Here is a 22698-nt window from a genome sequence, read left to right on the forward strand (position 1 = left end):
CGAATCCTCACGGGGGAACTGAACACATGTCACGAATTGCACGTACCCGCCGGGCCCTGACCGCGGCGGGTGCCACCGCCGCGATCGTCCTGGCGGCTGCGGCCTGTGGTCCCGACGAGACCGACAACCCGCCGCAGGCAGCCCCGACCACCTCGGCCGCGCCGTCTCCCGCCGCCAGCGCGAGTGACGCCGGTCTGCCCGGCGGGCTCCCCTCGCTGGACATCTTGAAGAAGTGGAAGTTCGCGGACTGGGACAAGTGGGCCAAGCAGCACGTGCTGCCGCAGGCCGCGAAGGGCTTCTGGGACCTGCAGAAGCTGCTCGCCGCCAAGCCCAAGGAGCCGTCCGCACCGCCGCAGCAGCCCGGCGGCGACGGCAACGACCCGCTGCCGTCGCCGGTCCAGGCCCAGCAGATCAGCCACCCGTACACCCAGTACCCGGTGGACGGGAAGATCTTCTTCGACGTCTCGCCGACCGAGCACGCGGTCTGCTCCGGCACCGTGATCTCCGACCCGCTGCACCCGGGCAAGAGCAACCTGGTGTGGACCGCGGGCCACTGCCTGAGCGCCGGCAAGACCAGCGGGGGCAAGTTCTACAGCAACATGGCCTTCGTCCCGGCCTTCAACAGCTCGGGCGCGGTCAGCAACGGCGGCAAGGCCACGGTGGACAAGGTCGCGCCGTTCGGCATCTGGGACGCCGTCCAGGGCATCACCTCGCCGCAGTGGGAGGCCGAGGGCGGCGAGTACGGCAGCGCCGCCAGCCAGTACGACTTCTCGATCATCCAGGTCAAGCCGGAGAACGCCACCGGCAAGTCGCTGGAGGAGACGGTCGGCAGCTCGATCCCGGTCTGGTTCAACGCCCCGCGCGACCAGCTGAAGATCACCGCGATCGGCTACCCGGCCGCCCCGCCGTTCACCGGCATGGAGATGGAGCAGTGCGCGGGCGGCAAGCCGTCCCGGCTCTCCTTCGACACGAGCCGCCCGCCGATGAACGTGATCGGCTGCACCATGACCGGCGGCTCCAGCGGCGGCGGCTGGTTCTCGATGAAGGACGGCAAGCCCGCGCTGGTCTCCAACACCTCGATCGGCCCGGACCCGTCCGCCTGGCTGGCCGGTCCGTACCTGGACGACGTGGCCCAGGGTGCCCTGAGCTACATCGCCAAGAACGACTGACGATCCGTCAACCCTCTTCATCCACACGGGGAATCACGCACATGTCACAGCGAATAACGCGCCGGGCCGGCCTCGCCGCCGCCCTGGTCACCGCCCTCGCTCTCGGCACCGCCGCCTGCGGTCCGGACGACACCAAGACCACCGACGCCTCGTCGGCCGCCGCCTCCAGCCCGGCCGCCGCCACCAGCGGCAAGCCGGGTCTGAAGCTGCCGCCCGAGCTGCAGAACCTGAAGAACTGGAAGAGCACCGACTGGGCCAACTGGGCCAAGAAGCACGCGCTCAACAACCAGGTCGTCAAGGACCTGTGGAACGTCGACTCGATGAACAAGGCCACGCCGGCACCGCCGATGAAGGCCAGCACCAAGATGGGCGACGACACCTCGCAGAACGACCCGCTGCCCAGCCCGGTGCAGGCGGTCGGCGAGAAGCACCCCTACACCAACAACATGGCCGTCTTCGGCAAGCTCTTCACCAAGAGCCCCAAGGGCACCTACGTCTGCTCCGGCACCGTGGTCTCCGACCCGGCCCACCCCGGCAAGAGCAACCTGGTGTGGACCGCCAGCCACTGCCTGCACGGCGGCAAGGACGGCGACTGGCTGCAGAACATCGCCTTCATCCCGTCCTACAACCGCTCCGGCGCGGCCAGCGGCGGCAAGCAGGTGACGCTGAACCAGGTCGCCCCGTACGGCGAGTGGTGGGCCGACCAGGCGATGGTCGCCCCGCAGTGGGTCGCGGAGGGCGGCGAGACCGGTGGCCCGGTCAGCCAGTACGACTCCGGCATCATCCAGGTGACCAACCCGGACATGCCCGGCAAGTCGCTGGAGGAGGAGGTCGGCGGCTCGGTGCCGATCTGGTTCAACGCCCCGCGCGACCAGATCAACGCCGTGACCGCGTACGGCTTCCCGGCCGCCCCGCCGTACACCGGCCAGGAGTTGGAGTACTGCGACGGCGGCAAGCCGACCCGGCTCTCCTTCGACACGACCCGGCCGACCATGCTGACCATCGGCTGCACCATGACCGGCGGTTCCAGCGGCGGCGGCTGGCTGGCCAAGGAGCCGAACGGCAAGGTGGCGCTGGTCTCCAACACCTCGATCGGCCCGGACCCGTCCGCCTGGCTGGCCGGCCCCGAGCTGGACGACCAGGCTCAGGGCATGTTCCAGGAGATGACCGAACTGCCGCAGCCCCAGCAGTAGTAGCCACGGCATGACGCGATCGGGCCCGGCCTCCCACTCGGTGGGAGACCGGGCCCGATCGTCGTCGTTCCGAAGTCAGCGCTGCACGGCCACTGCGTAGCGCTCCAGCTCGGCCGCCAGCTCGGCGGCGACCAGCGCCCGCAGCTCGGTGCCCTCGCCGGTGTGCTCTGCGCCGATCAACTCGCCCTCGGCGTGCACCCGGGAGACCAGGTCGCCCCGGGTGTACGGCACCAGCGCGTGCACCTCGACGGCCGGGCGGGGCAGCTCCTCGTCGATCAGCTTGAGCAGCTCGTCGATGCCCAGGCCGCTGCGGGCCGAGACCACCACGGCGTGCGGCTCGCGGCGCAGCAGGCGCTGCAGCACCAGCGGGTCGGCGGCGTCCGCCTTGTTGATCACCACGATCTCCGGCACGTTCTGCGCCTCGACGGAGGTGATCACCTCGCGGACCGAGGCCAGCTGGGTCTCCGGCTCGGGGTGCGAGCCGTCCACCACGTGCAGGATCAGGTCGGCGTCGGCGACCTCCTCCATGGTCGAGCGGAACGCCTCGACCAGGTGGTGCGGCAGGTGGCGGACGAAACCGACGGTGTCGGCCAGGGTGTAGACCCGGCCGCCCGGGGTGACGGCCCGGCGGACCGTCGGGTCCAGGGTGGCGAACAGCGCGTTCTCCACCAGCACGCCGGCGCCGGTGAGCCGGTTGAGCAGCGAGGACTTGCCGGCGTTGGTGTAGCCCGCGATGGCGACCGAGGGCACCTGGTGGCGCTTGCGCTCCTGGCGCTTGGTGTCCCGGCCCTTCTTCATCTCCGCGATCTCCCTGCGGAGCTTCGCCATCTTCTCGCGGATCCGGCGCCGGTCGGTCTCGATCTTGGTCTCGCCGGGACCACGGGTGGCCATCCCGCCGCCCGACGAGCCGGAGCCACCGCCACCCATCTGCCGGGACAGCGACTGACCCCAACCGCGCAGCCGCGGCAGCATGTACTGCATCTGGGCCAGCGAGACCTGGGCCTTGCCCTCTCGGGACTTGGCGTGCTGGGCGAAGATGTCCAGGATCAGGGCGGTCCGGTCGACCACCTTGACCTTGACCACGTCCTCCAGGTGGATCAGCTGGCCGGGGGTGAGCTCGCCGTCGCAGACCACGGTGTCGGCGCCGGACGCGGCGACGATGTCGCGCAGCTCCTGGGCCTTGCCGGAGCCGATGTAGGTGGCGGCGTCGGGCTTGTCGCGGCGCTGGATCACGCCGTCGAGCACCTCGGAGCCGGCCGTCTCGGCGAGGGCGGCGAGCTCGGCGAGCGAGTTCTCCGCCTCCTCGGCCGTGCCGTCGGTCCAGACGCCGACCAGCACCACGCGCTCCAGGCGCAGCTGGCGGTACTCGACCTCGGTGATGTCCTGCAGCTCGGTGGAGAGGCCGGCGACCCGGCGCAGCGCGGCACGCTCGCTGCGGTCGTACTGGTCACCGTCGAAGTTCGGGCCGAAGTCCTCGTCGATCGCCGCGAGGTCCTCGTCCATCAGGGCTTCGGCCCGGAGGTCGGCGGGGCGGCGAGCGGTACGGCCCGCGGCTGCGCCGGAAAAGTCGCGGTCTTCGAACGTGGAGGTCATCGTGTCCTTAATTGGCTGCTGGGTCTGTCACTGACGGTCTTCCGGTCCGTCCACTGCGGCTAACGCTGCGGAGCGGTCCCGAATTCCCTTCGATGGTCGCATGTCCCCCGGCTCCGGGTCACCCGCATTTGCCACAGAACGGGCGGTCGGGCGCAGGCGCGGCGGCCGCGGGGCCGCCAGACCGGGGCGGCGGACATCGTAGACCCCGGAGACCCGCAGCATCGCCCGCATCACCACCGGCAGGGTGGCGGCGTCCGGCAGCTCGACGGTGTAGGTGTGCCGCACCCGCAGCTCCTCGGGCGGCTCGACCACCGCCGAGACGATGTCCAGGCCGGTGCCGGACATCGCGGCGGTCAGGTCCGCCAGCAGTCCGGGGCGGTTGAGCGCCTCGGCCTGCAGGGTGACCCGGAAGCCCGCCGCCGCCTCCGGCGCCCAGTCCAGCTGGATCGGGCCGCGGCCGTCCCCGCGCATCCGCTCGCCGGTCGGGCAGTCCGCCCGGTGCACCGCGATCGAGCCGCCGCGGACCGGGAAGCCGGTCACCCGGTCCGGGGGCACCGGGGTGCAGCAACGGGCCAGCCGGACGGCGGCGCCCGGGTGGCCGGGAGCGATCACCAGCCGGTCGCGGCCGCGCGGCAGCCGGACCGGGGCGGGGGCCCCGGCCGCCTCGGCCGCCGCGGCGGGCATGTCCGCGGGCACCTCCGAGGGCGCCGCCACGGGCCGCCCGGCCGCTTCGGCGGCGGACGGCGCGGGGTGGCCGGCCAGCCAGCGCTCGATGGCGATCCGGGCGCCGGGGGTGCGGGCGAAGTCCAGCCACTGCGGGCTGGGCCCGGACGGCTCCGGATCACCGGGCCGGCCGGCCGGCTCGGTCAGGATGCCGAGCACGTCCCCGTCGCACAGCGCGGTCGACAGGGCCACCAGGCGCCCGTTCAGCCGGGCGCCGATACAGCGGTGGCCGATCTCCTCGCCCAGCTGGTAGGCGGCGTCCACGCAGCTGGCGCCGGCCGGGAGCACCAGGGTGGTGCCGTCCTCGGTGACGGCGGTGATCTCCCGGTCGTCGGAGAGGTCGGCGGTCAGGGTGGACCAGAAGGCGTCCGGGTCGGGGGTCTCCTGCTGCCACTCCAGCAGCCGGCTGAGCCAGCCGGGGCGGCCCGGGTCGGCGCCGTCCGCCTCGTCCCGCCCGGTCGGGTCGCCGCCGCCGGACGCCGGGCTGCCCAGCGCCACCACGCCGAAGTCGGCCACCCGGTGCATCCCCGGGGTGCGGACCAGCACCTCGACCACCGTGCCGGCCACCGAGACGGCGGTGTGCAGCGACTGGTAGAGGTTGAACTTGGGGGCCGCCACGAAGTCCTTGAACTCGCCGGGCAGCGGAGTCCAGCAGGTGTGCAGCTCGCCGAGCACCGCGTAGCAGTCGGCGTTCTCCTCGACCACCACCAGCAGCCGCCCCAGGTCGGCCGGGTGCACCGCGCCGGGCCGGCCGCCCTGCCCGCGGCGCAGCAGCACCCGGTGCACCGAGACGCAGTGCCGGGGCCGCAGGGTGACCTCGGCCGGCACCCCGGCCTCGGCGAGCTGGCGGGCCAGCGCCTGGGCGAACGGGGTGAACAGCTCGGCCATGGCCGGCTCGCGGGCGGTGATCAGCGCCCGGGTCCTGGCGTACTCCTCGGGGTGCAGGGTGGCGAAGACGATGTCCTCCAGCTCGCTCTTCACCACGTGGATGCCCAGCCGCTCGGCCAGCGGGATCAGCACGTCCCGGGTGACCTTGGCGATCCGCAGCCGGCTGGCCGGCTTCATGTGGCGGATGGTGCGCATGTTGTGCAGCCGGTCGGCCAGCTTGATCACCATCACCCGGACGTCGTCCCCGGTGGCGACCAGCATCTTGCGGAACGTTTCCGCCTCGGCCGCGGCGCCGAAGTCCACCTTCTCCAACTTGGTGACACCGTCCACCAGATAGGCCACCTCGGGGCCGAAGTCAGCGGCCACCTGATCGAGCGTCACCTCGGTGTCCTCGACGGTGTCGTGCAGCAGCGAGGCGACCAGCGTGGTGGTCTCGGCGCCGAGTTGGGCCAGGATCAGGGTGACGGCCAGCGGGTGGGTGATGTACGGCTCGCCGCTCTTGCGCTTCTGGCCGCGATGGCTGGCCTCGGCGAGCCGATAGGCGCGGCCGAGCAGCGCGAGATCGGCGCCCGGGTGGTGGCGGCGGTGCACCTGGACGATCGGCTCGATGGCATCCGGCACCAGGGGGCGGCCGGTGGCCAGCAGGGCGGCCCGGCCGGCCCGACCCAGCGCGGCCACCCCGAGCAGCCGCCTGGCCTGCGACGGAGCAACCGGGGCGGCGGCCGACGCGGCGCCAGTCGGGTCGGCCGGCAGGGACGCTGATGGACCAGCGGCTGGATTCGGGGCGGCCTGGCCGGTGGGCCGGCCGGTCTCGACGGTCATGGCAACCTCCGGCAGCGAGCACCGGAGCGCGGACTGCCCCGGTGGTCCATGCTATCGAGCAGACCACGTTGCGCGAGCCCCCGCTTCCGCTCTGTGCATGAGATCACCCGAACGGGGGGATTCACCGAGAGGCAGAACGGGCAAAGCGGGCGGCCCCTCGTCGGGACCGCCCGCTTGACGAGCCGTCAGAGGCCCAGCCACTGCGGGTCGATGGTCCCGCTCGCCACCAGCACCGCCGGGCCGGTCATCTCGATCCGGCCGTCCGGGAACTCGGTGATCCGCACCCGGCCGCCGGGCACGTCCACGACGTACTCGACCGGCTCGCCGGTGACCGCCGGGTCGCGGCCGTCCCGGCGGGCCGCGGCCACCGCGACCGCGCAGGTGCCGGTGCCGCAGGAGCGCGTCTCGCCGGAGCCGCGCTCGTGCACCCGCATCGCCACGTGCCGCTCGCCGCGGTCCACCACGAACTCCACGTTGACGCCGTCCGGGTACACCCCGGCCGGGCTGACCCCGGGCGCCTCGTACAGGTTGCCGGCGTCGGCCAGGTCGGCGACGAAGGCCACCGCGTGCGGGTTGCCCATGTTGACGTTGCGAGCCGGCCAGCGCCGCTCCCCCACCGCCACCTCGATGCCGTCCGGTCCGGGCAGCACCGCCCGGCCCATGTCCACGGTGACGTCGCCCTCCTCGGCGACCGTGGTGCGGCGCACCCCGGCCCGGGTGGCCACCGCCAGCGGGCCGGGCTCGGCCAGGCCCGCGTGCACCAGGTAGCGGGCGAAGACCCGCACCCCGTTGCCGCACATCTCGGCGATGCTGCCGTCGGCATTGCGGTAGTCCATGAACCACTCGGCCTCGGCGGCCAGCGGGGCCGCGGCCGGGTCGTTGGCGGAGCGGACCACCCGCAGCACGCCGTCACCGCCGATCCCGGCCCGCCGGTCGCAGAGCCGGGCCACCTCGGCCGGGCCCAGGGCCAGCCGGCCCTCCGGGTCGGGAATGATCACGAAGTCGTTCTCGGTGCCGTGGCCCTTGACGAACGGAATGCCCTCGGCGGGCGAAACGGGTGCGCTGCTCACCCTGCCGATGGTACTGACCCGGGTGGCTCAGCCGCGCAGCTGGACGACCCGCCAGACCGCCAGGCCGAAGGCGGTGCAGACGATCAGGGTGTAGACCACGATGGCCTGCCAGCCGGCCCGGCGGCCGGAGCCGCGGCGGGGCAGCCCGGGCCAGGCGTAGCCCGCCCGGCGGGAGGCCATCGCGCCCCAGCCGACCGACGCCGCGGTGAGCAGCAGGCCGAGCATGCCGATCATCGAGTTGCCGTTGCCCGAGCCGAAGGCGAGCGGGAACGCGAACATCAGCGAGCCGCCCACCCCGACCACCACGATCGGCAGCAGCTGCCACCAGCGCAGCCGGCGGCGCGGCCGGATCTCCCGTTCCAGCACCACCGGGTCCGGCGGCAGGTCGAGCGGCCGGTCCGGTTCGAGCGCCCGGTCCGGTTCGAGCGCCCGGTCCGGGGCGAGCGGCGACAGCAGGTCGGCGGCGGGCAGAGCGAAGGCCTCCTCGGCCAGGTCGTGATCGGCGAACTGCTCGGTTTCGGGGCCGGGACCCGTGGACACGCGGCCTCCCCTGACAGTTCGACACGAGTACGGGACTCGCGGACGGCGGGCCCGGCCCGCGCGACCGGCCCCTTCTGTCTCGATAATGGCATGTCCCAGTGCGCTCACAGCGCGTAACCCGGGGTCGCCGGGTGATCCGTGGCCAGGACGTGACACGCCCGTGACCGGTACTTCCTCCTGCACTTGCAGGCGCCCGCCGCAGGTGCACCGGCGGATGGCCGGATCGAGCCGACGACCGGCCGGAAACCCTCGTCAGCCAGTTCGGGCGATCAGCTCCAGCGACCGTTCCAGCAGCTCGGCGGGGTCGGCTCCGGCCGGGCGGGCCAGCCAGTGGATCCGGTCGTCCCGGCGGAACCAGGCCTCCTGGCGGCGCGCGAACCGCTTGGTGGCGCGCACCGTCTCGGCTCGCGCCTCGTCTTCGGTGCACTCGCCGGCGAAGTGCGCCAGCACCTGCTGGTAGCCCAGCGCCCTGCTGGCCGTCAGCCCCTCGCGCAACCCCTGCGCCTCCAGCGCCCGCACCTCGTCGAGCAGGCCGGCCTGCCACATCCGGTCCACCCGCAGGGTGATCCGCTCGTCCAGCTCCGGGCGCGGCAGCTCGACGCCGATCTGCACGGCCGGGTAGACGGCGGTGTTGCTCGGCAGGTTGGCGGTGAACGGACGGCCGGTCAGCTCGATCACCTCCAGCGCGCGGACGATCCGGCGGCCGTTGCTGGGCAGGATCGCGGCGGCGGCCGGCGGGTCCTGGGCGGCCAGCCGGGCGTGCAGCGCGGCCGGGCCGAGCCGGTCCAGCTCCTCCTCCAGCCGGGCCCGCAGCACCGGGTCGGTGCCCGGGAACTCCATCTCGTCGATCGCCGCCCGCACGTACAGCCCCGAACCGCCGACCAGCACCGGCGCCCGCCCGGCGGCGAGCAACCGGTCGATCTCGGCCCGGGCCAGCCGCTGGTACTCGGCCACGCTGGCGGTCTCGGTGACGTCCCAGACGTCCAGAAGGTGGTGCGGAACGCCGCCGCGCTCGGCCTCGGTGAGCTTCGCGGTCCCGATGTCCATGCCCTTGTAGAGCTGCATCGAGTCGGTGTTGATCACCTCGCCGCCCAGCTCACGGGCGATGGCCACGGCGAGGTCGGACTTGCCGGCCGCGGTGGCGCCGACCACCGAGACCACCGGGACGCTGGGAAGGGGGATGCTCACACCGCCCAGTCTCGCAAACCGCCAGGGCTGACCCGAAAGGGGGACGTGACCGCCTCCTACCTGGGTCGTTGGCCGGGTGGGCGGTGACCTCGGCGGACAACCGGCCGAGGCCCCGCGGACCGCGTAGCTTGGGAGAAGAACATGGGTGTTTTCAGCTGGTTCCGACGCCGCCAATCGGCCGCGACCGCAGCGACCGGCGCCGGGAGTGCGCCGGCCGCCGAGACGGCCGAGGGCGGTGCCGTGGCCGTGCTGTCCCCCGAGGAGTCCGAGGTCTCCCCGGTGGAGCCCGGCACGGAGCAGCAGCCGCCGCCCGGCGTGCCGGCCGCGCGGACGGCGCCGGAGGCCGAGACGGCGGTGGACACGCCGGCGGCCGCGGTGCCGGCCCCGCAGGCCGGCTCGGGCGAGGATCAGGACGGCCTGGTCCCCGCCCCCGCGGAGGTCGCCGAGCTGCTGGTCGCGGCCGTCAGCGCGGTGTCCCAGAGCGCGGCGGCCGAGGACGGCCCGGCGCAACGAGCCGAGCAGCCCGAGACAGGAGACGAAGCCATGGGCGTGATGGACAACCTCAAGGGCAAGGCGGAGGAACTCGCCGGGGAGCTCAAGGAGAAGGCCGGGCAGCTGGCCGGGCAGCACAACGAGAAGATCGACGAGCTGGTCGACAAGACCGGCGAGGCGATCGACAAGGCCACCAAGGGCAAGTACAGCGAGAAGATCACCAGCAGCGCGGAGAAGGCCAAGGGTGCGGTCGACCACTTCGCCGAGAAGGCCAAGGGCGAGCAGGCGAAGGGCGAGCAGGCCAGAACTGAGGAGTCGGGGGCCGAGCAGGCGGGCGACACCGAGCAGCCGCCCAGCGGCGACCAGCCCGGCTGACCGGGTGGCGTGACGCGGATGCGGCGGGGGCCGGGCGAGCCGCCCGGCCCCCGCTGCATCGTGAGCGACCGGTCGTCAGCGCCAGGACGCCACGAAGTACCCCACCCCGTACGGCGCGTCGGCGTACCGCAGCTTCCCGCCGAGCCCCGCCCCGCGCGCCGCGCCGGCCAGCACCTGCCACGGCGCCCGGCCCTCGACCTGCAACTGCCGGCAGAGCTCGACGTCCAGCCCGGCCAGCGCCTCGGTGTCCGCGGCGCCCAGCGCGCGGGCCAGCTCGGCGTCGAAGGGCTCGGCGCGCTCGTCCAGGTAACCGGGCGCCTTCACGGTGCGGCAGGCGCTGCCGTCGCCCAGCACCAGCAGGCCGACCCGGTCGGCCAAGGAGGCCAGCCCCTCGCCCAGCCCGAGCAGCCGCTCCACCGGGGTGTCGGCGGGCACCGCGCAGGCGTGGGTGGGCAGGCCGGTGCCGGAGCGCTCCAGCAGCCACGCGCCGACGCTCAGCGCCGGGCTCAGCTCCGGACCGGCGGCGCCGCCCGAGGGCAGCCGGACGGCCAGCTCCACCCCGAAGCGGTGGAAGGAGCCGGACCCGCCCTCGGTCCAGACCTCGGCCCGCGGCCCGTCGCCGACCAGCACCAGCAGCTCGGGCTCGGCCGCCAGCAGCTCGTCGACGGCCTCGGCGCAGGCGGCCCGCAGCTCGTCGAGTTCGGCGGCGGCTCCCGAGGCGACCTCGGGCACCAGCAGCGGCGGACAGGGGCAGACGACGGCGGCGACCAACATGTCGATCACTCTAGTCGCCCAGCTCAGGGCCTGTCCGGCCGAATTCGCGGTCGGCCGGACAAACCCGACGGGGCGTCAGTCGCAGCCGCAGCCGTTGGTCGGCGCGGCGGCGAGCGGCGCCGGGGCGCCGATCGTGGGCAGGCCCAACAGCACTCCGGCCGGCTTGGCCGCCGGGGCCGCGTTGCGCTTCTCCCAGGCGTCACCGGCCCGGGTGCGGCGCACGCCCAGCGCCGGGCCCTCGGCCAGCAGGTGGTGCGGGGCGGCGTAGGTGATCTCCACGGTCACCATGTCGCCCGGGCGCACCGGCTCGGTCGGCCGGGTGAAGTGCACCAGCCGGTTGTCGGGCGCCCGGCCGGAGAGCCGGTCGGTCCGGTCGTCCTTCTTGCCCTCGCCCTCGGCGACCAGGATCTCCAGCCGGCGGCCGACCTGCTTCTTGTTCTCCTCCCAGGAGATCTCCTCCTGGAGGGCGATCAGCCGGTCGTAGCGCTCCTGCACCACGGCCTTGGGGATCTGGTTCTCCATCTCGGCGGCGGGGGTGCCGGGCCGCTTGGAGTACTGGAAGGTGAAGGCGTTGGTGAACCGGGCCTCGCGGACCACGTGCAGGGTCTGCTCGAAGTCCTCGTCGGTCTCGCCGGGGAAGCCCACGATGATGTCCGTGGAGATGGCCGCGTCCGGCATCGCCTCGCGGACCTTGCGGATGATGCCCAGGAACCGCTCCTGGCGGTAGGAGCGCTTCATGGCCCGCAGCACGCCGTCCGAGCCGGACTGCAGCGGCATGTGCAGCTGGTGCATCACGTTCGGCGTCTCGGCCATCGCGGCGATCACGTCGTCGGTGAAGTCGCGCGGGTGCGGGGAGGTGAAGCGGACCCGCTCCAGGCCCTCGATCTGGCCGCAGGCGCGCAGCAGCTTGGAGAACGCCTCGCGGTCGCCCAGGTCGGAGCCGTAGGCGTTGACGTTCTGGCCGAGCAGGGTCACCTCGATGACGCCCTCGCCGACCAGCGCCTCGATCTCGGAGAGCACGTCGCCGGGACGGCGGTCCTCCTCCTTGCCGCGCAGCGCCGGGACGATGCAGAAGGTGCAGGTGTTGTTGCAGCCGACCGAGATCGCCACCCAGGCCGCGTAGGCGGACTCCCGGCGGGTGGGCAGCGTGGAGGGGAAGGTCTCCAGCGACTCCAGGATCTCCACCTGGGCCTGCTGCTCGATCCGGGCCCGCTCCAGCAGCGCCGGCAGGTGGCCGATGTTGTGGGTGCCGAACACCACGTCGACCCAGGGCGCGCGGCGCACGATGCTGTCGCGGTCCTTCTGGGCCAGGCAGCCGCCGACGGCGATCTGCATCTCCTTGTGGCGGGACTTCACCGGCGCCAGCTGCCCGAGGTTGCCGTACAGCTTGTTGTCGGCGTTCTCCCGCACCGCGCAGGTGTTGAAGACCACCAGATCCGGATCCCCGCCCTGGTCGGCCTTGACGTATCCGGCGTCCTCCAGCAGCCCGGCCAGCCGCTCGGAGTCGTGCACGTTCATCTGGCAGCCGTGCGTGACGACCTTGTAAGTTCGCAAGCTCTCTCCCATACCCACATCAGCAAGGGTAAGGGCAGCCGGACGGCCCCCAGGCAACGGTTTCGGCTCGCCCCCTCCCGCCGAGCGGCCGGGCCTGGCAGGATCCCCGGCATGACCTGGTCCCGTGCCCGCCGCTGCTGGCCGCTGCTGGCCGCGCTGCTGCTGGTGGTCGGCTCGCTGACCGGCTGGTGGCTGGGCGGCACCGGCGCGGGCGGCTACCCCAGGGGCGTGCAGGGCTTCGCCACCGGGGTGCCCGCCGGGGTGTACAGCCAGTACGGGGCGATGCTGAAGGGGTACGTGCAGTCGGCCATGCCCGGCGTGCAGGTGCGGCTGGACGACTCGCAGGGCTCGCTGGACAACCTGGACCGGGTGGTCTCCGGGCAGGACGCCTTCGCGTTCGCCACCGCCGACGCCGCGACCCAGTACCACAACCCCGGCTGGCAGCGGCTGCGGGCGGTCGCCCGGCTCTACGACGACTACCTGCAGCTGGTGGTGCCCGCCGACTCGCCGGTGCAGCGGGTGGCCGACCTCAAGGGCATGAAGGTGGGGGTCGGGCAGCCGCTCTCCGGGGTGAACCTCGTGACCAAACAGCTGCTCACGGTGGCCGGGATCGACCCCGCCACCGGCATCACGCCCTACCAGCTCGAGGTGGGGGCCGCCGCCAAGGAGCTGGCCGGCCACCAGCTGGACGCGTTCTTCTGGTCCGGCGGCCTGCCCACCGGAGCGCTCACCCAGCTGTCGAGCACCTTCCCGATCCGGATCGTGCCGCTGGGCGACCTGGCCAACGCATTGCACGACCACTACCCGGACTCCGCCGCCTACCGCACCTCGGTGCTGCCGGCCTCGGTCTACGGCAGGAACCAGGCGGTGCTGACCCTGGCGGTGCCGAACCTGCTGATCACCCGGGACGACGTCAGCCCCGGGCTGGTGGAAGGGCTGACCCGGTCGGTGATCGCCAGCCGGGACGTGATCGGCTCGGCGGTGCACTCGGCCCAGCTGGTCGACCTGGGGACCGCCGTCTACACCGAACCGCTGCCCCTGCACCAGGGCGCCGAGGCGTACTACCGCTCGGTCAAACCCTGAGCCTGACGGGCCACTGCTTGGCTTGATGGGCCACCGCTTGACGGGCCACCGCTTGACGGGCCACCGCTTGACGGGCCACCGCTTGCCGAGCCGCTGCGTGACGGATCGTCAACTCTTGGGCGGGATCGGCAGGGCGAGCGTCACCGCCAGGCCGTACGGCTCGGCCGCGGCGAACCCCAGGGAACCGCCGCCGGCCATCAGCAGGGTGCGGGCGATGGACAGACCCAGACCGGAGCCGTCCACGTTCTGGTGCCGCGTGCTGCGCCAGAAACGGTCGCCGACCCGGGCCAGCTCCTCCTCGGTGAGCCCCGGCCCCTGGTCGGCCACGGTGACCGCCACCTCGTCCCGTCCCAGCCGCACGGTGACCGCCACCGTGCCGCCGTCGGGACTGAACTTGAGCGCGTTGTCGAGCACCGCGTCCAGCGCGCTGCCGAAGCCGATCGGGTCCGCCCAGGCACGGGCCGGCGGCGGGGTGCCGGTGCCCAGCCGGATGCCGCGCCGGTCGGCCACCGGCTGCCAGGCGTCCACCCGGGCCAGCACCAGGGCGGTCAGGTCCACCGGTTCGGCCTGCGGGCGGCTGCCCTCGGCGGTGGCCAGGCCCAGCAGGTCGTCCAGCACCCGGGTCAGCCGGGCGCCCTCCTCGCGGACCTGCGACAGCTCCTCGTCACGCCCCTCCGGGAGCTCCAGGCCGAGCAGTTCGACCCGCAGCAGCAACGCCGCCAGCGGATTGCGCAGTTGGTGCGAGGCATCGGCGACAAACGCCTTCTGCTGGTCCATGGCGAGCACCACATGGTCGGCCATCTCGTTGAACGAGGAGGCCAGCCGCCGCAGTTCGGGCGGGCCGCCGACGGCGGCCACCCGGGCGTCCATCCGCCCGGTGGCGATGTCGTGGGTGGCCCGGTCCAGGGTGCGCACCGGGCGCAGCACCCACTCGGTGAGCCGGACCGCCAGCAGCACCGCGGCGATCATGGCGATCGCCTCGCCGCCGGCCAGCCAGGCCCAGCGGTGCACGATCCGCGAGCGCAGCTCGCCGGTCGGGGAGTCGGTGACCACCACCGCCACCACGTCGCCGTCGCGGACCACCGGGGAGCCGATGGTCAGGGTGCGCTCCGGCGTCCAGGGCCAGACCTGCGGCGGGTTGTGGCTGCGGCGGCCGTCCCTGGCCTCCATCACCGCCGCGGTTCCGGCGGCGGACAGCGTCCAGTCGCCCGGGGAGACGGCCAGCGGCCGGCCGTCGGCGAGGTAGATGCCGATCCGTATCCCGTACAGCTGCTGGTAGCGGTCGGCCTCGGCACGCAGCGCGGTCAGCGCCGAAGAATCCTGCGGGGTCGGGACATTGGGGTCGGCGCCGGCCGAGCCGCGCTCCGGCAGGCCCTGGGTCGGCAGTTCCTGGGCGAACCGGGCGACGTCGTCCATCCGGTCGACCACCACCCGGCTCTGCTCCGCCTGGGCCATCGAACCGGCCAGCGGCACACCGAGCGCGGCCAGCACGCCGGCCATCAGGGCCAGCAGGATGCCGAGCAGGCGGTTGCGCATGCCTACTGTTCGTCGCCTTCCCGCTGGGCGGTGCCGTCCCGCTGGGCGGGCCCGTCCTGCTTGGCGCCGTCAGGGGTGGGCGACTGCGGGATCAGCCGGTAGCCGACCCCGCGCACCGCCTCGACCAGGCCGGGCAGCGCCAACTTGGTGCGCAGCGAACCGATGTGCACCTCCAGGGTGCGGCCGTTGCCCTCCCAGCCGCTGCGCCAGACCTCGCTGAAGATCTGCTCGCGCCGGTAGACCACGCCCGGGCTCTGCGCCAGCAGGGCCAGCAGGTCGAACTCCTTGCGGGTGAGCGGCACCTCCCGGCCGGCCACGCTGACCCGGCGGCGCTCGCGGTCGATGCTGATGCCCCAGGACTCCAGCGAACCGGGGCCGGCCGGAGCGGCGGCGGAGCCGCTCGGCCCGCCGACCGGGGCGGGCTGGAAGCGCCGGGCCACCGCGTGGATCCGGGCGAGCAGCTCGCCCATGTCATAGGGCTTGGTGATGTAGTCGTCGGCGCCCAGGTTGAGGCCGTGGATCCGGGAACGGATGTCGGCCCGCGCCGTCACCATGATCACGGGGACGCCGCTGCCGGCCCGGATCCGGCTGCACACCTCGAAACCGTCCCGGTCGGGCAGGCCCAGGTCGAGCAGCACCACCCGGTAGGGCTCGCTGCCGTCCGGCACCAAGGCGTCCAGCGCCTCGTGCCCGCTGCGGGCGTGCCGCACCTGGAAGCCGTGCCGGCTCAGCACGGCGACCAGTGCCGCCGCGACCCGGTCGTCGTCCTCGACGAGGAGCAGCCGCATCCCACATCCTTCCCACTTCCGGCCGGCACCCCGCACGGGGCCGACGAAGCGCTCATCCTCCCCCACGCCCGCCCGCTCCGACCAGCCCTTGATGGCCGCTCGGCGGCACGCGTGGCCCTTTCGTGACCCTCAAGTTCTGCTCAGAACCGGTGACCGGAGATGATTTCGCCGCCTAAGGTCGGGGCGACCGGGGGCCACGGGCTCCGCCGGCTCCGGCCCTCGGTCCTTGATCGACGCACGGGGAATCGCCCCTTCGTGGTCACCTGTGGGACGAGCTGCACCGGACGGGCTGTACCGACGCCCCTCCGCTCCCACCGCGCTCACCCGCTGAATCGGGTCGCGTGGGCGCCGCGGCTCGAACCGGCGCACACCGAGTGCTGCTTGACGGACACCCAGGTGATCTGGTGCATTGCTGTTCGTGACACCACCCGGGACCAGCTCCGCCACCGCCGCCCCTGCCGGACGGCCGTCCCCTGCCGAGCTGTCGTGCGGGGGTCACCCGTGGACCCGGTGATCGTGGTCGGCGCCGGTCCGGTGGGTCTGGCGACGGCCCTGGCGCTGGCCCGGCACGAGGTGCCGAGCATCGTGCTCGACCAGGGCGGCGGCGTCTGCCCCGAGGGACCGCGCAGCGCCGTGCTGGGCGTCGAGAGCACCGCCTTCCTGGAGCGCCTCGGGTATCCGCGGGCCACCTCGGACGCCGAGCGCTGGAACCGGCTGACCGTCTGGCGGCGGCGGCAGGAGGTGCTCCATCTGGACCTGGCCGACCACCCGGTGCGCCATCTGCCGCAGCACCGGCTGCAGCGCGGCCTGCGGGACGCGGCCACCGCCACCCCGCTGATCCAACTGGTGCCGCACGCCCGGGTGGAGGAGGTCCAGCAGGACCGGGACGGGGTCAGCGTGCGCAGCCGGCACCCGCAGGACGGCAGCGACACCTGGTGGCGGGCCAGCCACCTGGTGGGCTGCGACGGCGCCCGGTCGACGGTGCGCAAGCTGCTCGGCATCCGGTTCCCGGGTCGGCCCGCGGTGGACCGGCACGCCATCGCCACGGTCCGGGTCGACCTGCCGTTCCCCGGCGAGGCCCGGCTGCACCGGGAGCCGCCGTGGCGCGGCGACCGCGAAGCCTCGGCCCGGCCGCTGCCCGACGGGCTCTGGCGGCTCGACTGGCGGCTGCCGCCCGGCCGGCCGGCGCCCACTGAACCGGTGGACCCGCACGCCACCTGGCCCGGTCTCGTCACCGGGGACACCCTGCTCACCCGGGTGAAGGCCACCCTGACCGGCTGGTGCGGCGAACTGCCGCGCTACGAGCTGCTGGCCGCCGCCGACCACACCGCACAGCAGCGGCTGGCCGCCCGGTTCCGCAACGGGCGCTGCTTCCTGGCCGGCGACGCCGCACACCTGCACGGGGCGCTGGGCATGCAGAACCTCGCGGACGGGCTGCGCGACGCGGACAACCTGGCCTGGCGGCTCGCGGTCAGCTGGCACCTGCCGCCGGCCCCGGGCCGGGAGGATCCGGATCTCGCACCGCTCACCGGCGGGCAGCACCCCGGCGGATCGCTGCTCGACGGGTACGAGGCGGAGCGGCGGGCCGCCGTCGGGGCCCGGCTGCGGGCGGTGGACCAGTCGATGCCGCTGCTGCGGCCGCTGCGCGGCTGGCAGCAGACCCGGCGCTCGCTGCTCACCGGCTCGTTCCGCAAACACGCACCGCTGCTCGCCGACGGGATGCTGGGCACCGGGCGGTTCGGCGGGGCGCCCGCCTACCCGGCCGCGCCGTCCGGGGTGCCGAACCAGCGCGGCGCCGGGCGGGGCAGCGCACTGACCGAGAACCTGCCGGCCACCGCGCCCGGGGTGCTGGTGCCGGACGTCCCGGTGCTCACCACCGAAGGTGTGCCCGATCAGCTGTACACCCGGCTCGGCGCGGCCTTCCTGCTGCTGCTGGTGGCGCCCGGTACCGCGGTGTGGTCGGCCGATCGGTGGCTGGGGGCCGGGCTGATGCCCCGGCTGGCGGAGGTCGCGGCGGCGCTGCCGGTGCCGACCGAGGTGCTGGTCGCCGAGCACTACCCCGAGGCGGACCCGCACACCGTGCTGCTGATCCGCCCCGACGGGCACCTGGTCGGCGTCACCCAAGGCGCCCGCGCCGAGGACCTGCAGGCCCTCGCCCAACGCGCCCGAGGCGGCCCGGAGGCACTCACCAGCACCAGCTGACGGCGCACCACCGCCGCTACGCCAGCGGCCAGCCCTCCAACACCTCACACCACCCGGAAGGCCCCCCGCGAGCCGACAGCGCACCATCCGCGCCACCGCTACCCCAGCGACCAAGCCTCCAACGCCTCACGCCCCCGGAAGGCCCCCGCGAGCCGACCGGATAGCCCCGACGCGCCAGCACACCGACCAGGCGACGCCTACCACCAGCCGACGGCGCACCACCGCCCGCCACCGCTAACCCAGCGACCAGTCCTCCAGCTCCTCGGCGCTCTCGCCCTCGGCCTCCAGCGCCTCGCGCACCACCCGGAAGGCCAGCCCCTCCGGATAACCCCGGCGGGCCAGCATGCCCACCAGGCGGCGGATCCTGATCTGCCGCTCCAGGCCGGTGGTGGTACGGAGCTTGCGGTCCACCAGGGCCCGGGCGGCGGCCGCCTCGTCGCCCGCGTCGAGCTGGGCCACGGCCTCCTCGACCACGGGGCTCGCCACGCCCCGGGTGCGCAGCTCGCGGGCCAGCGCGCGGCGGGCCAGCCCGCGGCCCGCGTGCCGGGACTCGACCCAGGCGGCGGCGAAGGCGGCGTCGTCGATCAGGCCGACCTCCTCGAAGCGGGAGAGCACCTCCTCCGCCACCTCGTCCGGGATCTCCCGCTTGCGCAGCGCGTCAGCCAACTGCTTGCGGGTGCGGGCGGTGCCGGTGAGCAGGCGCAGGCAGATGTCCCGCGCCCGAGTGGCGGGGTCAGCCTCCGGCTGCGGGGCCTGAGCGGCCCGCTGGGCACCGTCGGCGGGCTCGGCGCGCCGCGAGCGGCCGCGCCGGGGCCGGGCCGAGGCTGCCGCCAACTCGGCCTCGGCCTCGGCCACCCAGTCCCCGGCCGGCGCAACGGGCGGCTCCTCCCGGACCGCTCGCGGCACCCCGGCCCCCGACCCACGCCCCCGGCCCGGCGCCCCCGCGCCGAACCCTCCGCAGCCCACTCTCCAATCGGCCGCGCCACACCACCCGCACCACCACCCGCCGCCGGCTCCCCCACCACCGACCGCGCAGCACCCCCCGACCCACGCCCCCCAGCCCGGCGCCCCCGCGCCGAACCCTCCGCAGCCCACTCTCCAATCGGCCGCGCCACACCACCCGCACCACCACCCGCCGCCGGCTCCCCCACCACCGACCGCGCAGCACCCCCCGACCCACGCCCCCCAGCCCGGCGCCCTCGCGCCGAACCCTCCGCGGTCCACTCCCCAATCGGCCGCGCCACACCACCCGCACCACCACCCGCCGCCGGCTCCCCCACCACCGACCGCGCACGCGGTGCGCGCGAGCCGGCCGGGCCGGTCAGCTCGGCCGGTCGGGCCGGTGCGTCGACCACCCAGTCCGGGCGCTCCCCCTCGTGCTCGCCCTTGGTCTCGACGTCCCAGTCCGACCAGTCCGGGCGTTCCCCCTCACCCGGACCCCGCTTGCTCCGCATCGCTATTGCCCGATCAGGCCTTGGCCGCCGCCGCCTTCTTGGCGGTGCTCTTGGTCGCCGTGGCAGTGATCGGCTTGACCGCGCCGTCGGCCGCCTCGGCAGCCGGCTCCGCACCGTCCGCCGGCGCGTCCGGGTCGACGCCGATGCCCAGCTTGCCCTTGATCTTCTGCTCGATCTCCGTGGCCAGCTCCGGGTTGTCCCGCAGGAAGTTGCGGGCGTTCTCCTTGCCCTGGCCCAGCTGGTCGCCCTCGTAGGTGTACCAGGCACCGGCCTTGCGGATGAAGCCGTGCTCGACACCCATGTCGATCAGGCCGCCCTCCCAGCTGATGCCGTGGCCGTAGAGGATGTCGAACTCGGCCTGCTTGAACGGCGCGGCCACCTTGTTCTTGACCACCTTGACCCGAGTGCGGTTGCCGACCGCCTCGGTGCCGTCCTTCAGGGTCTCGATCCGGCGGATGTCCAGCCGGACCGAGGCGTAGAACTTGAGCGCCCGGCCACCGGTGGTGGTCTCCGGGGAGCCGAACATCACGCCGATCTTCTCGCGCAGCTGGTTGATGAAGATCGCGGTGGTGTTCGCCTGGTTCAGCGCACCGGCGATCTTGCGCAGCGCCTGGCTCATCAGCCGGGCCTGCAGACCCACGTGCGAGTCGCCCATCTCGCCCTCGATCTCGGCGCGCGGCACCAGCGCGGCCACCGAGTCGATGATGATCAGGTCGATGGCGCCGGAGCGGATCAGCATGTCGGTGATCTCCAGCGCCTGCTCACCGGTGTCCGGCTGGGAGACCAGCAGCGCGTCGGTGTCGACCCCGAGCTTGCGGGCGTACTCCGGGTCCAGGGCGTGCTCGGCGTCGACGAAGGCGACCGTGCCACCGAGCTTCTGCGCGTTGGCCGCGGCATGCAGGGTGAGGGTCGTCTTGCCGGAGGACTCCGGCCCGTAGATCTCGATCACCCGCCCCCGGGGCAGGCCACCGACGCCCAGCGCGACGTCCAGCGCCGTCGATCCGGTCGGGATCACGTCGATCGGGGTCCGGGCCTGGTCGCCCAGGCGCATCACCGAGCCCTTGCCGAACTGCCGCTCGATCTGGGCGAGCGCGGTCTCAAGGGCCTTCTCGCGATCGGTACCTGCCATGGCTTCCACCCTCGGGTTTTGTGCTGTGCGCTTCATCGTCCTCGACGCTAGCGCGTCCCACCGACAATCGGCCCCGAACGGGCTCGGCCTGTGGATAACTCGTCGAGAAACCAGTATAGGGAACAACAGTTCGAATCACTGTTCGCACCGCTCCCCACCGGGAAACTGCGGGAAACAGCGGGAACCACGGGGAACAACGAGAAAACGACGGGGAGCAGCGGGGGAACGACCGGCTCCGAGCGCCTCAGCGCAGCCGCGACGATACGCCCATCACATCGCAGACCACCCGCCAGACGTCCTTGGCCTCCCAGCCGGCGTCCAGCGCCTGCTGCACCGTCCGGCCGCCGAGCTCGCTCATCACGTGGTCCCGGGCGAACGACTGCGCGTACGCCGGGCCGAAGTGCTCGTTCATCCGTCGCCAGAACTCGGTCAGCCTCATGGGGTCAGTATCGCGGAGCCACCCCGCGCCCAGCGTCCGCGCCGTCAGCGCGGCACCGACAGCACCCCCGCGCCGTAGCCGCCGGAGTCCCCGCACAGGCCCGGCCCGACCGGACAGCTGGCCGCGGCCAGGCCGACCAGCAGGTCCCGCAGCCGGTCCGGCCCCCACCCCGGGTGCAGCGCGGCGGCGACCGCGACCGCGCCGGTCACCTGGGCCGCGCTCATCGAGGTGCCCGCCAGCGCCGCGTACCGGCCCTGTGGCCAGTCCGAGACGATCGCCTCGCCCGGCCCGCCGTCCGGGTCGCCGCCGGGCGCGGCCAGGGTGATCCGGCCCTTCCCGTAGTTGGAGTAGGTCGCGACGGTCCCGCCGCGGGTGACCGCGCTGACGGACACCACCCCGGGCAGCTCGCCGGGCAGCCGGATGCACTCGGGGCCGAGCCGGCGGTCCCGGGCCGGGCCGGCCGCCCGGTCGTTGGGGCTGCGCTGGTCGGTCCGCGGCCCGGTCAGGTCCTGGGTGTCATTGCCCGCCGAGGTGACCACCACGGCGGTGCGCCGGGCGTAGGCCACCGCGCGGCCGACTGCCTGGATCATCGCGGCCTGGTCCGGGTCCTGCGGGCAGTTGTACTTCCAGGGGTCGGCGAAGTAGCTGTTGTTGATCCCCACCGCGCCGTGGTCGGCCGCCCAGAGCAGCCCGCAGACGATGTTCTCCGGGTAGTACTGCCCGAGCGGCCCGAGCAGCCGCACCGCAGCGATCCGCACCCCCGGCGCCACCCCGACGATCCCGTGCCCGTCCTGGGCCGCGCCGATCAGCCCGGCCACATGGGTGCCGTGTCCGCTCTCCGCGACTGAGCCGTCCGGGCGCCAGGCGCCGTACCGGGCGTCAGGGCGGCCGTCGGCGCAGGAGGCCGAGTCGAGGGGGCTGACCGCGTCCCGCAGATCCGGGTGGGTGTCGTCGACGCCGGAGTCGAGCACGGCGACCAGCACCTGGTGCAGCGCCGCGGCCCGCCGCTCGCCCGCCGCGGTCGCCGGACCGGCCCTGGTCACGGTGAACGGGCCGGGCCCCTGGGAGGCCGGGTCGTCGCCGATCATCGCCAGGTGCCAGCCCCCGTGCTCGCCCGGATCCGGCACCGTCGGGGCGGTGTCGCCCTCGAGGCGCTCGCCCGACGGCGGCCGCCCGGTCGCCGTCGGGCGGCGGAAGTCGCCCGCGCCGGCCAGCGCACCCGGCGGTCCGGGCACCGGCTCGGTGCGGGTGGCGCCGGCCGCGCTGATCCCGGGACGGCGGCGCAGCCGGGCCGCGAAGCCGCCGTCGGCGGAGTAGGCGAGCACCGCGCCGATCTGCGGGTAGTCCTGCACCGGTTGCCCGCCCAGCGCCCGGACGGCGGCGTCCGCCGCGGCGCTGCCCTGGGCGTCGGCCCGGTCGGCCAGCACCAGATAGCTGAGGTAGGAGCGCTGGTCACCGGCCATGTAGGGGAGCGCGCCGCCGAGCAGCAGCACCGCCGCGAGCATCACCGGGGCACTGCGCAGCACCAGGGAGCGGCGCCGGCCGCGGCTGACCAACCGCACCTCGGCCATCGCTCTCCTCCGCTCCTTGAGGCCCCGAAGCCCGCACGGCCCCTCGAACGTCCTCGTCGCCCGGAGCCTCACCATATGAGTGATTCATCCGATATGCCCTTGCCTGGACCGCCAT

General features: G+C 73.9%; 18 protein-coding genes. 5 read left to right on the top strand and 13 right to left on the bottom strand.

Annotation, left to right across the window (positions count from 1 at the left end; genetic code table 11):
* The first annotated feature begins 26 nt into the window (after window positions 1-26).
* Both E6W39_RS14670 and E6W39_RS14675 read left to right on the top strand, forming a co-directional pair.
* Complete coding sequence (locus E6W39_RS14670) at window positions 27-1169, top strand: trypsin-like serine peptidase (protein ID WP_141633920.1); 1143 nt, start codon at window positions 27-29, stop codon at window positions 1167-1169.
* A gap of 41 nt (window positions 1170-1210) precedes the next feature.
* Entirely contained in the window at window positions 1211-2362 is a 1152-nt protein-coding gene (locus E6W39_RS14675) for a trypsin-like serine peptidase (RefSeq protein WP_141633921.1), read from the top strand.
* Between the two features lie 75 nt (window positions 2363-2437).
* Here E6W39_RS14675 and hflX read toward each other — a convergent pair whose 3' ends face one another.
* The 5 genes from hflX to miaA all read right to left on the bottom strand — a co-directional run bounded on the left by hflX (window position 2438) and on the right by miaA (window position 9186).
* On the bottom strand, window positions 2438-3955 hold the full coding sequence (gene hflX, locus E6W39_RS14680) for a GTPase HflX (RefSeq protein WP_141633922.1): 1518 nt from the start codon (window positions 3953-3955) through the stop codon (window positions 2438-2440).
* Between the two features lie 27 nt (window positions 3956-3982).
* The gene (locus E6W39_RS14685) at window positions 3983-6388 is read right to left on the bottom strand and encodes a RelA/SpoT family protein (protein WP_141633923.1); all 2406 of its coding nucleotides are present in this window, start codon (window positions 6386-6388) and stop codon (window positions 3983-3985) included.
* Between the two features lie 185 nt (window positions 6389-6573).
* Window positions 6574-7458: a diaminopimelate epimerase gene (gene dapF / locus E6W39_RS14690; protein WP_141633924.1), complete on the bottom strand. Its 885-nt coding sequence runs from the start codon at window positions 7456-7458 to the stop codon at window positions 6574-6576.
* A gap of 27 nt (window positions 7459-7485) precedes the next feature.
* Window positions 7486-7998, bottom strand: a complete 513-nt coding sequence (locus E6W39_RS14695) for a DUF1129 domain-containing protein (RefSeq protein ID WP_141633925.1) — start codon at window positions 7996-7998, stop codon at window positions 7486-7488.
* Window positions 7999-8250: 252 nt separating this feature from the next.
* The gene (miaA, locus tag E6W39_RS14700) at window positions 8251-9186 is read right to left on the bottom strand and encodes a tRNA (adenosine(37)-N6)-dimethylallyltransferase MiaA (RefSeq protein WP_141633926.1); all 936 of its coding nucleotides are present in this window, start codon (window positions 9184-9186) and stop codon (window positions 8251-8253) included.
* A 141-nt stretch (window positions 9187-9327) separates the two neighbouring features.
* Between miaA and E6W39_RS41595 the strand changes: the two genes are divergently transcribed.
* Window positions 9328-10053: an antitoxin gene (locus E6W39_RS41595; RefSeq protein ID WP_228718160.1), complete on the top strand. Its 726-nt coding sequence runs from the start codon at window positions 9328-9330 to the stop codon at window positions 10051-10053.
* Between the two features lie 75 nt (window positions 10054-10128).
* Here E6W39_RS41595 and E6W39_RS14710 read toward each other — a convergent pair whose 3' ends face one another.
* The gene (locus E6W39_RS14710; protein WP_141633927.1) at window positions 10129-10827 is read right to left on the bottom strand and encodes a class III extradiol dioxygenase subunit B-like domain-containing protein; all 699 of its coding nucleotides are present in this window, start codon (window positions 10825-10827) and stop codon (window positions 10129-10131) included.
* 75 nt (window positions 10828-10902) lie between these two features.
* Window positions 10903-12393 (bottom strand): tRNA (N6-isopentenyl adenosine(37)-C2)-methylthiotransferase MiaB, encoded by a 1491-nt coding sequence (miaB, locus tag E6W39_RS14715; protein ID WP_141637745.1) that lies wholly within the window; start codon window positions 12391-12393, stop codon window positions 10903-10905.
* A 99-nt stretch (window positions 12394-12492) separates the two neighbouring features.
* Between miaB and E6W39_RS14720 the strand changes: the two genes are divergently transcribed.
* Complete coding sequence (locus tag E6W39_RS14720; protein WP_141633928.1) at window positions 12493-13464, top strand: TAXI family TRAP transporter solute-binding subunit; 972 nt, start codon at window positions 12493-12495, stop codon at window positions 13462-13464.
* Between the two features lie 108 nt (window positions 13465-13572).
* Here the strand turns inward: E6W39_RS14720 and E6W39_RS14725 are convergent, their stop codons facing one another.
* Window positions 13573-15000: a sensor histidine kinase gene (locus E6W39_RS14725; RefSeq protein WP_141633929.1), complete on the bottom strand. Its 1428-nt coding sequence runs from the start codon at window positions 14998-15000 to the stop codon at window positions 13573-13575.
* A 2-nt stretch (window positions 15001-15002) separates the two neighbouring features.
* On the bottom strand, window positions 15003-15788 hold the full coding sequence (locus E6W39_RS14730) for a response regulator transcription factor (RefSeq protein ID WP_141633930.1): 786 nt from the start codon (window positions 15786-15788) through the stop codon (window positions 15003-15005).
* A 501-nt stretch (window positions 15789-16289) separates the two neighbouring features.
* Between E6W39_RS14730 and E6W39_RS14735 the strand changes: the two genes are divergently transcribed.
* Window positions 16290-17990, top strand: coding sequence for an FAD-dependent monooxygenase (locus E6W39_RS14735; protein WP_141633931.1), 1701 nt, complete (start codon window positions 16290-16292; stop codon window positions 17988-17990).
* Between the two features lie 234 nt (window positions 17991-18224).
* On the opposite strand, the gene recX is transcribed toward E6W39_RS14735, so the two are convergent.
* The 4 genes from recX to E6W39_RS14755 all read right to left on the bottom strand — a co-directional run bounded on the left by recX (window position 18225) and on the right by E6W39_RS14755 (window position 22583).
* Window positions 18225-18896, bottom strand: coding sequence for a recombination regulator RecX (gene recX, locus E6W39_RS14740; RefSeq protein WP_141633932.1), 672 nt, complete (start codon window positions 18894-18896; stop codon window positions 18225-18227).
* A 561-nt stretch (window positions 18897-19457) separates the two neighbouring features.
* Window positions 19458-20573: a recombinase RecA gene (gene recA / locus E6W39_RS14745; RefSeq protein WP_141633933.1), complete on the bottom strand. Its 1116-nt coding sequence runs from the start codon at window positions 20571-20573 to the stop codon at window positions 19458-19460.
* Between the two features lie 244 nt (window positions 20574-20817).
* Window positions 20818-21012, bottom strand: a complete 195-nt coding sequence (locus tag E6W39_RS14750; RefSeq protein ID WP_141633934.1) for a DUF3046 domain-containing protein — start codon at window positions 21010-21012, stop codon at window positions 20818-20820.
* 44 nt (window positions 21013-21056) lie between these two features.
* Window positions 21057-22583, bottom strand: coding sequence for a S8 family peptidase (locus tag E6W39_RS14755; RefSeq protein ID WP_141633935.1), 1527 nt, complete (start codon window positions 22581-22583; stop codon window positions 21057-21059).
* Window positions 22584-22698: the final 115 nt, after the last annotated feature.

This window comes from Kitasatospora acidiphila (assembly GCF_006636205.1).
In the GTDB taxonomy this organism is placed as follows: domain Bacteria; phylum Actinomycetota; class Actinomycetes; order Streptomycetales; family Streptomycetaceae; genus Kitasatospora; species Kitasatospora acidiphila.

Coding starts and splice junctions, on each gene's coding strand:
- E6W39_RS14670 (WP_141633920.1), top strand. CDS start 27: ATGTCACGAATTGCACGTACCCGCCGGGCCCTGACCGCGGCGGGTGCC.
- E6W39_RS14675 (WP_141633921.1), top strand. CDS start 1,211: ATGTCACAGCGAATAACGCGCCGGGCCGGCCTCGCCGCCGCCCTGGTC.
- hflX (WP_141633922.1), bottom strand. CDS start 3,955: ATGACCTCCACGTTCGAAGACCGCGACTTTTCCGGCGCAGCCGCGGGC.
- E6W39_RS14685 (WP_141633923.1), bottom strand. CDS start 6,388: ATGACCGTCGAGACCGGCCGGCCCACCGGCCAGGCCGCCCCGAATCCA.
- E6W39_RS41595 (WP_228718160.1), top strand. CDS start 9,328: ATGGGTGTTTTCAGCTGGTTCCGACGCCGCCAATCGGCCGCGACCGCA.
- E6W39_RS14710 (WP_141633927.1), bottom strand. CDS start 10,827: ATGTTGGTCGCCGCCGTCGTCTGCCCCTGTCCGCCGCTGCTGGTGCCC.
- miaB (WP_141637745.1), bottom strand. CDS start 12,393: ATGGGAGAGAGCTTGCGAACTTACAAGGTCGTCACGCACGGCTGCCAG.
- E6W39_RS14720 (WP_141633928.1), top strand. CDS start 12,493: ATGACCTGGTCCCGTGCCCGCCGCTGCTGGCCGCTGCTGGCCGCGCTG.
- E6W39_RS14725 (WP_141633929.1), bottom strand. CDS start 15,000: ATGCGCAACCGCCTGCTCGGCATCCTGCTGGCCCTGATGGCCGGCGTG.
- E6W39_RS14730 (WP_141633930.1), bottom strand. CDS start 15,788: ATGCGGCTGCTCCTCGTCGAGGACGACGACCGGGTCGCGGCGGCACTG.
- recA (WP_141633933.1), bottom strand. CDS start 20,573: ATGGCAGGTACCGATCGCGAGAAGGCCCTTGAGACCGCGCTCGCCCAG.
- E6W39_RS14750 (WP_141633934.1), bottom strand. CDS start 21,012: ATGAGGCTGACCGAGTTCTGGCGACGGATGAACGAGCACTTCGGCCCG.
- E6W39_RS14755 (WP_141633935.1), bottom strand. CDS start 22,583: ATGGCCGAGGTGCGGTTGGTCAGCCGCGGCCGGCGCCGCTCCCTGGTG.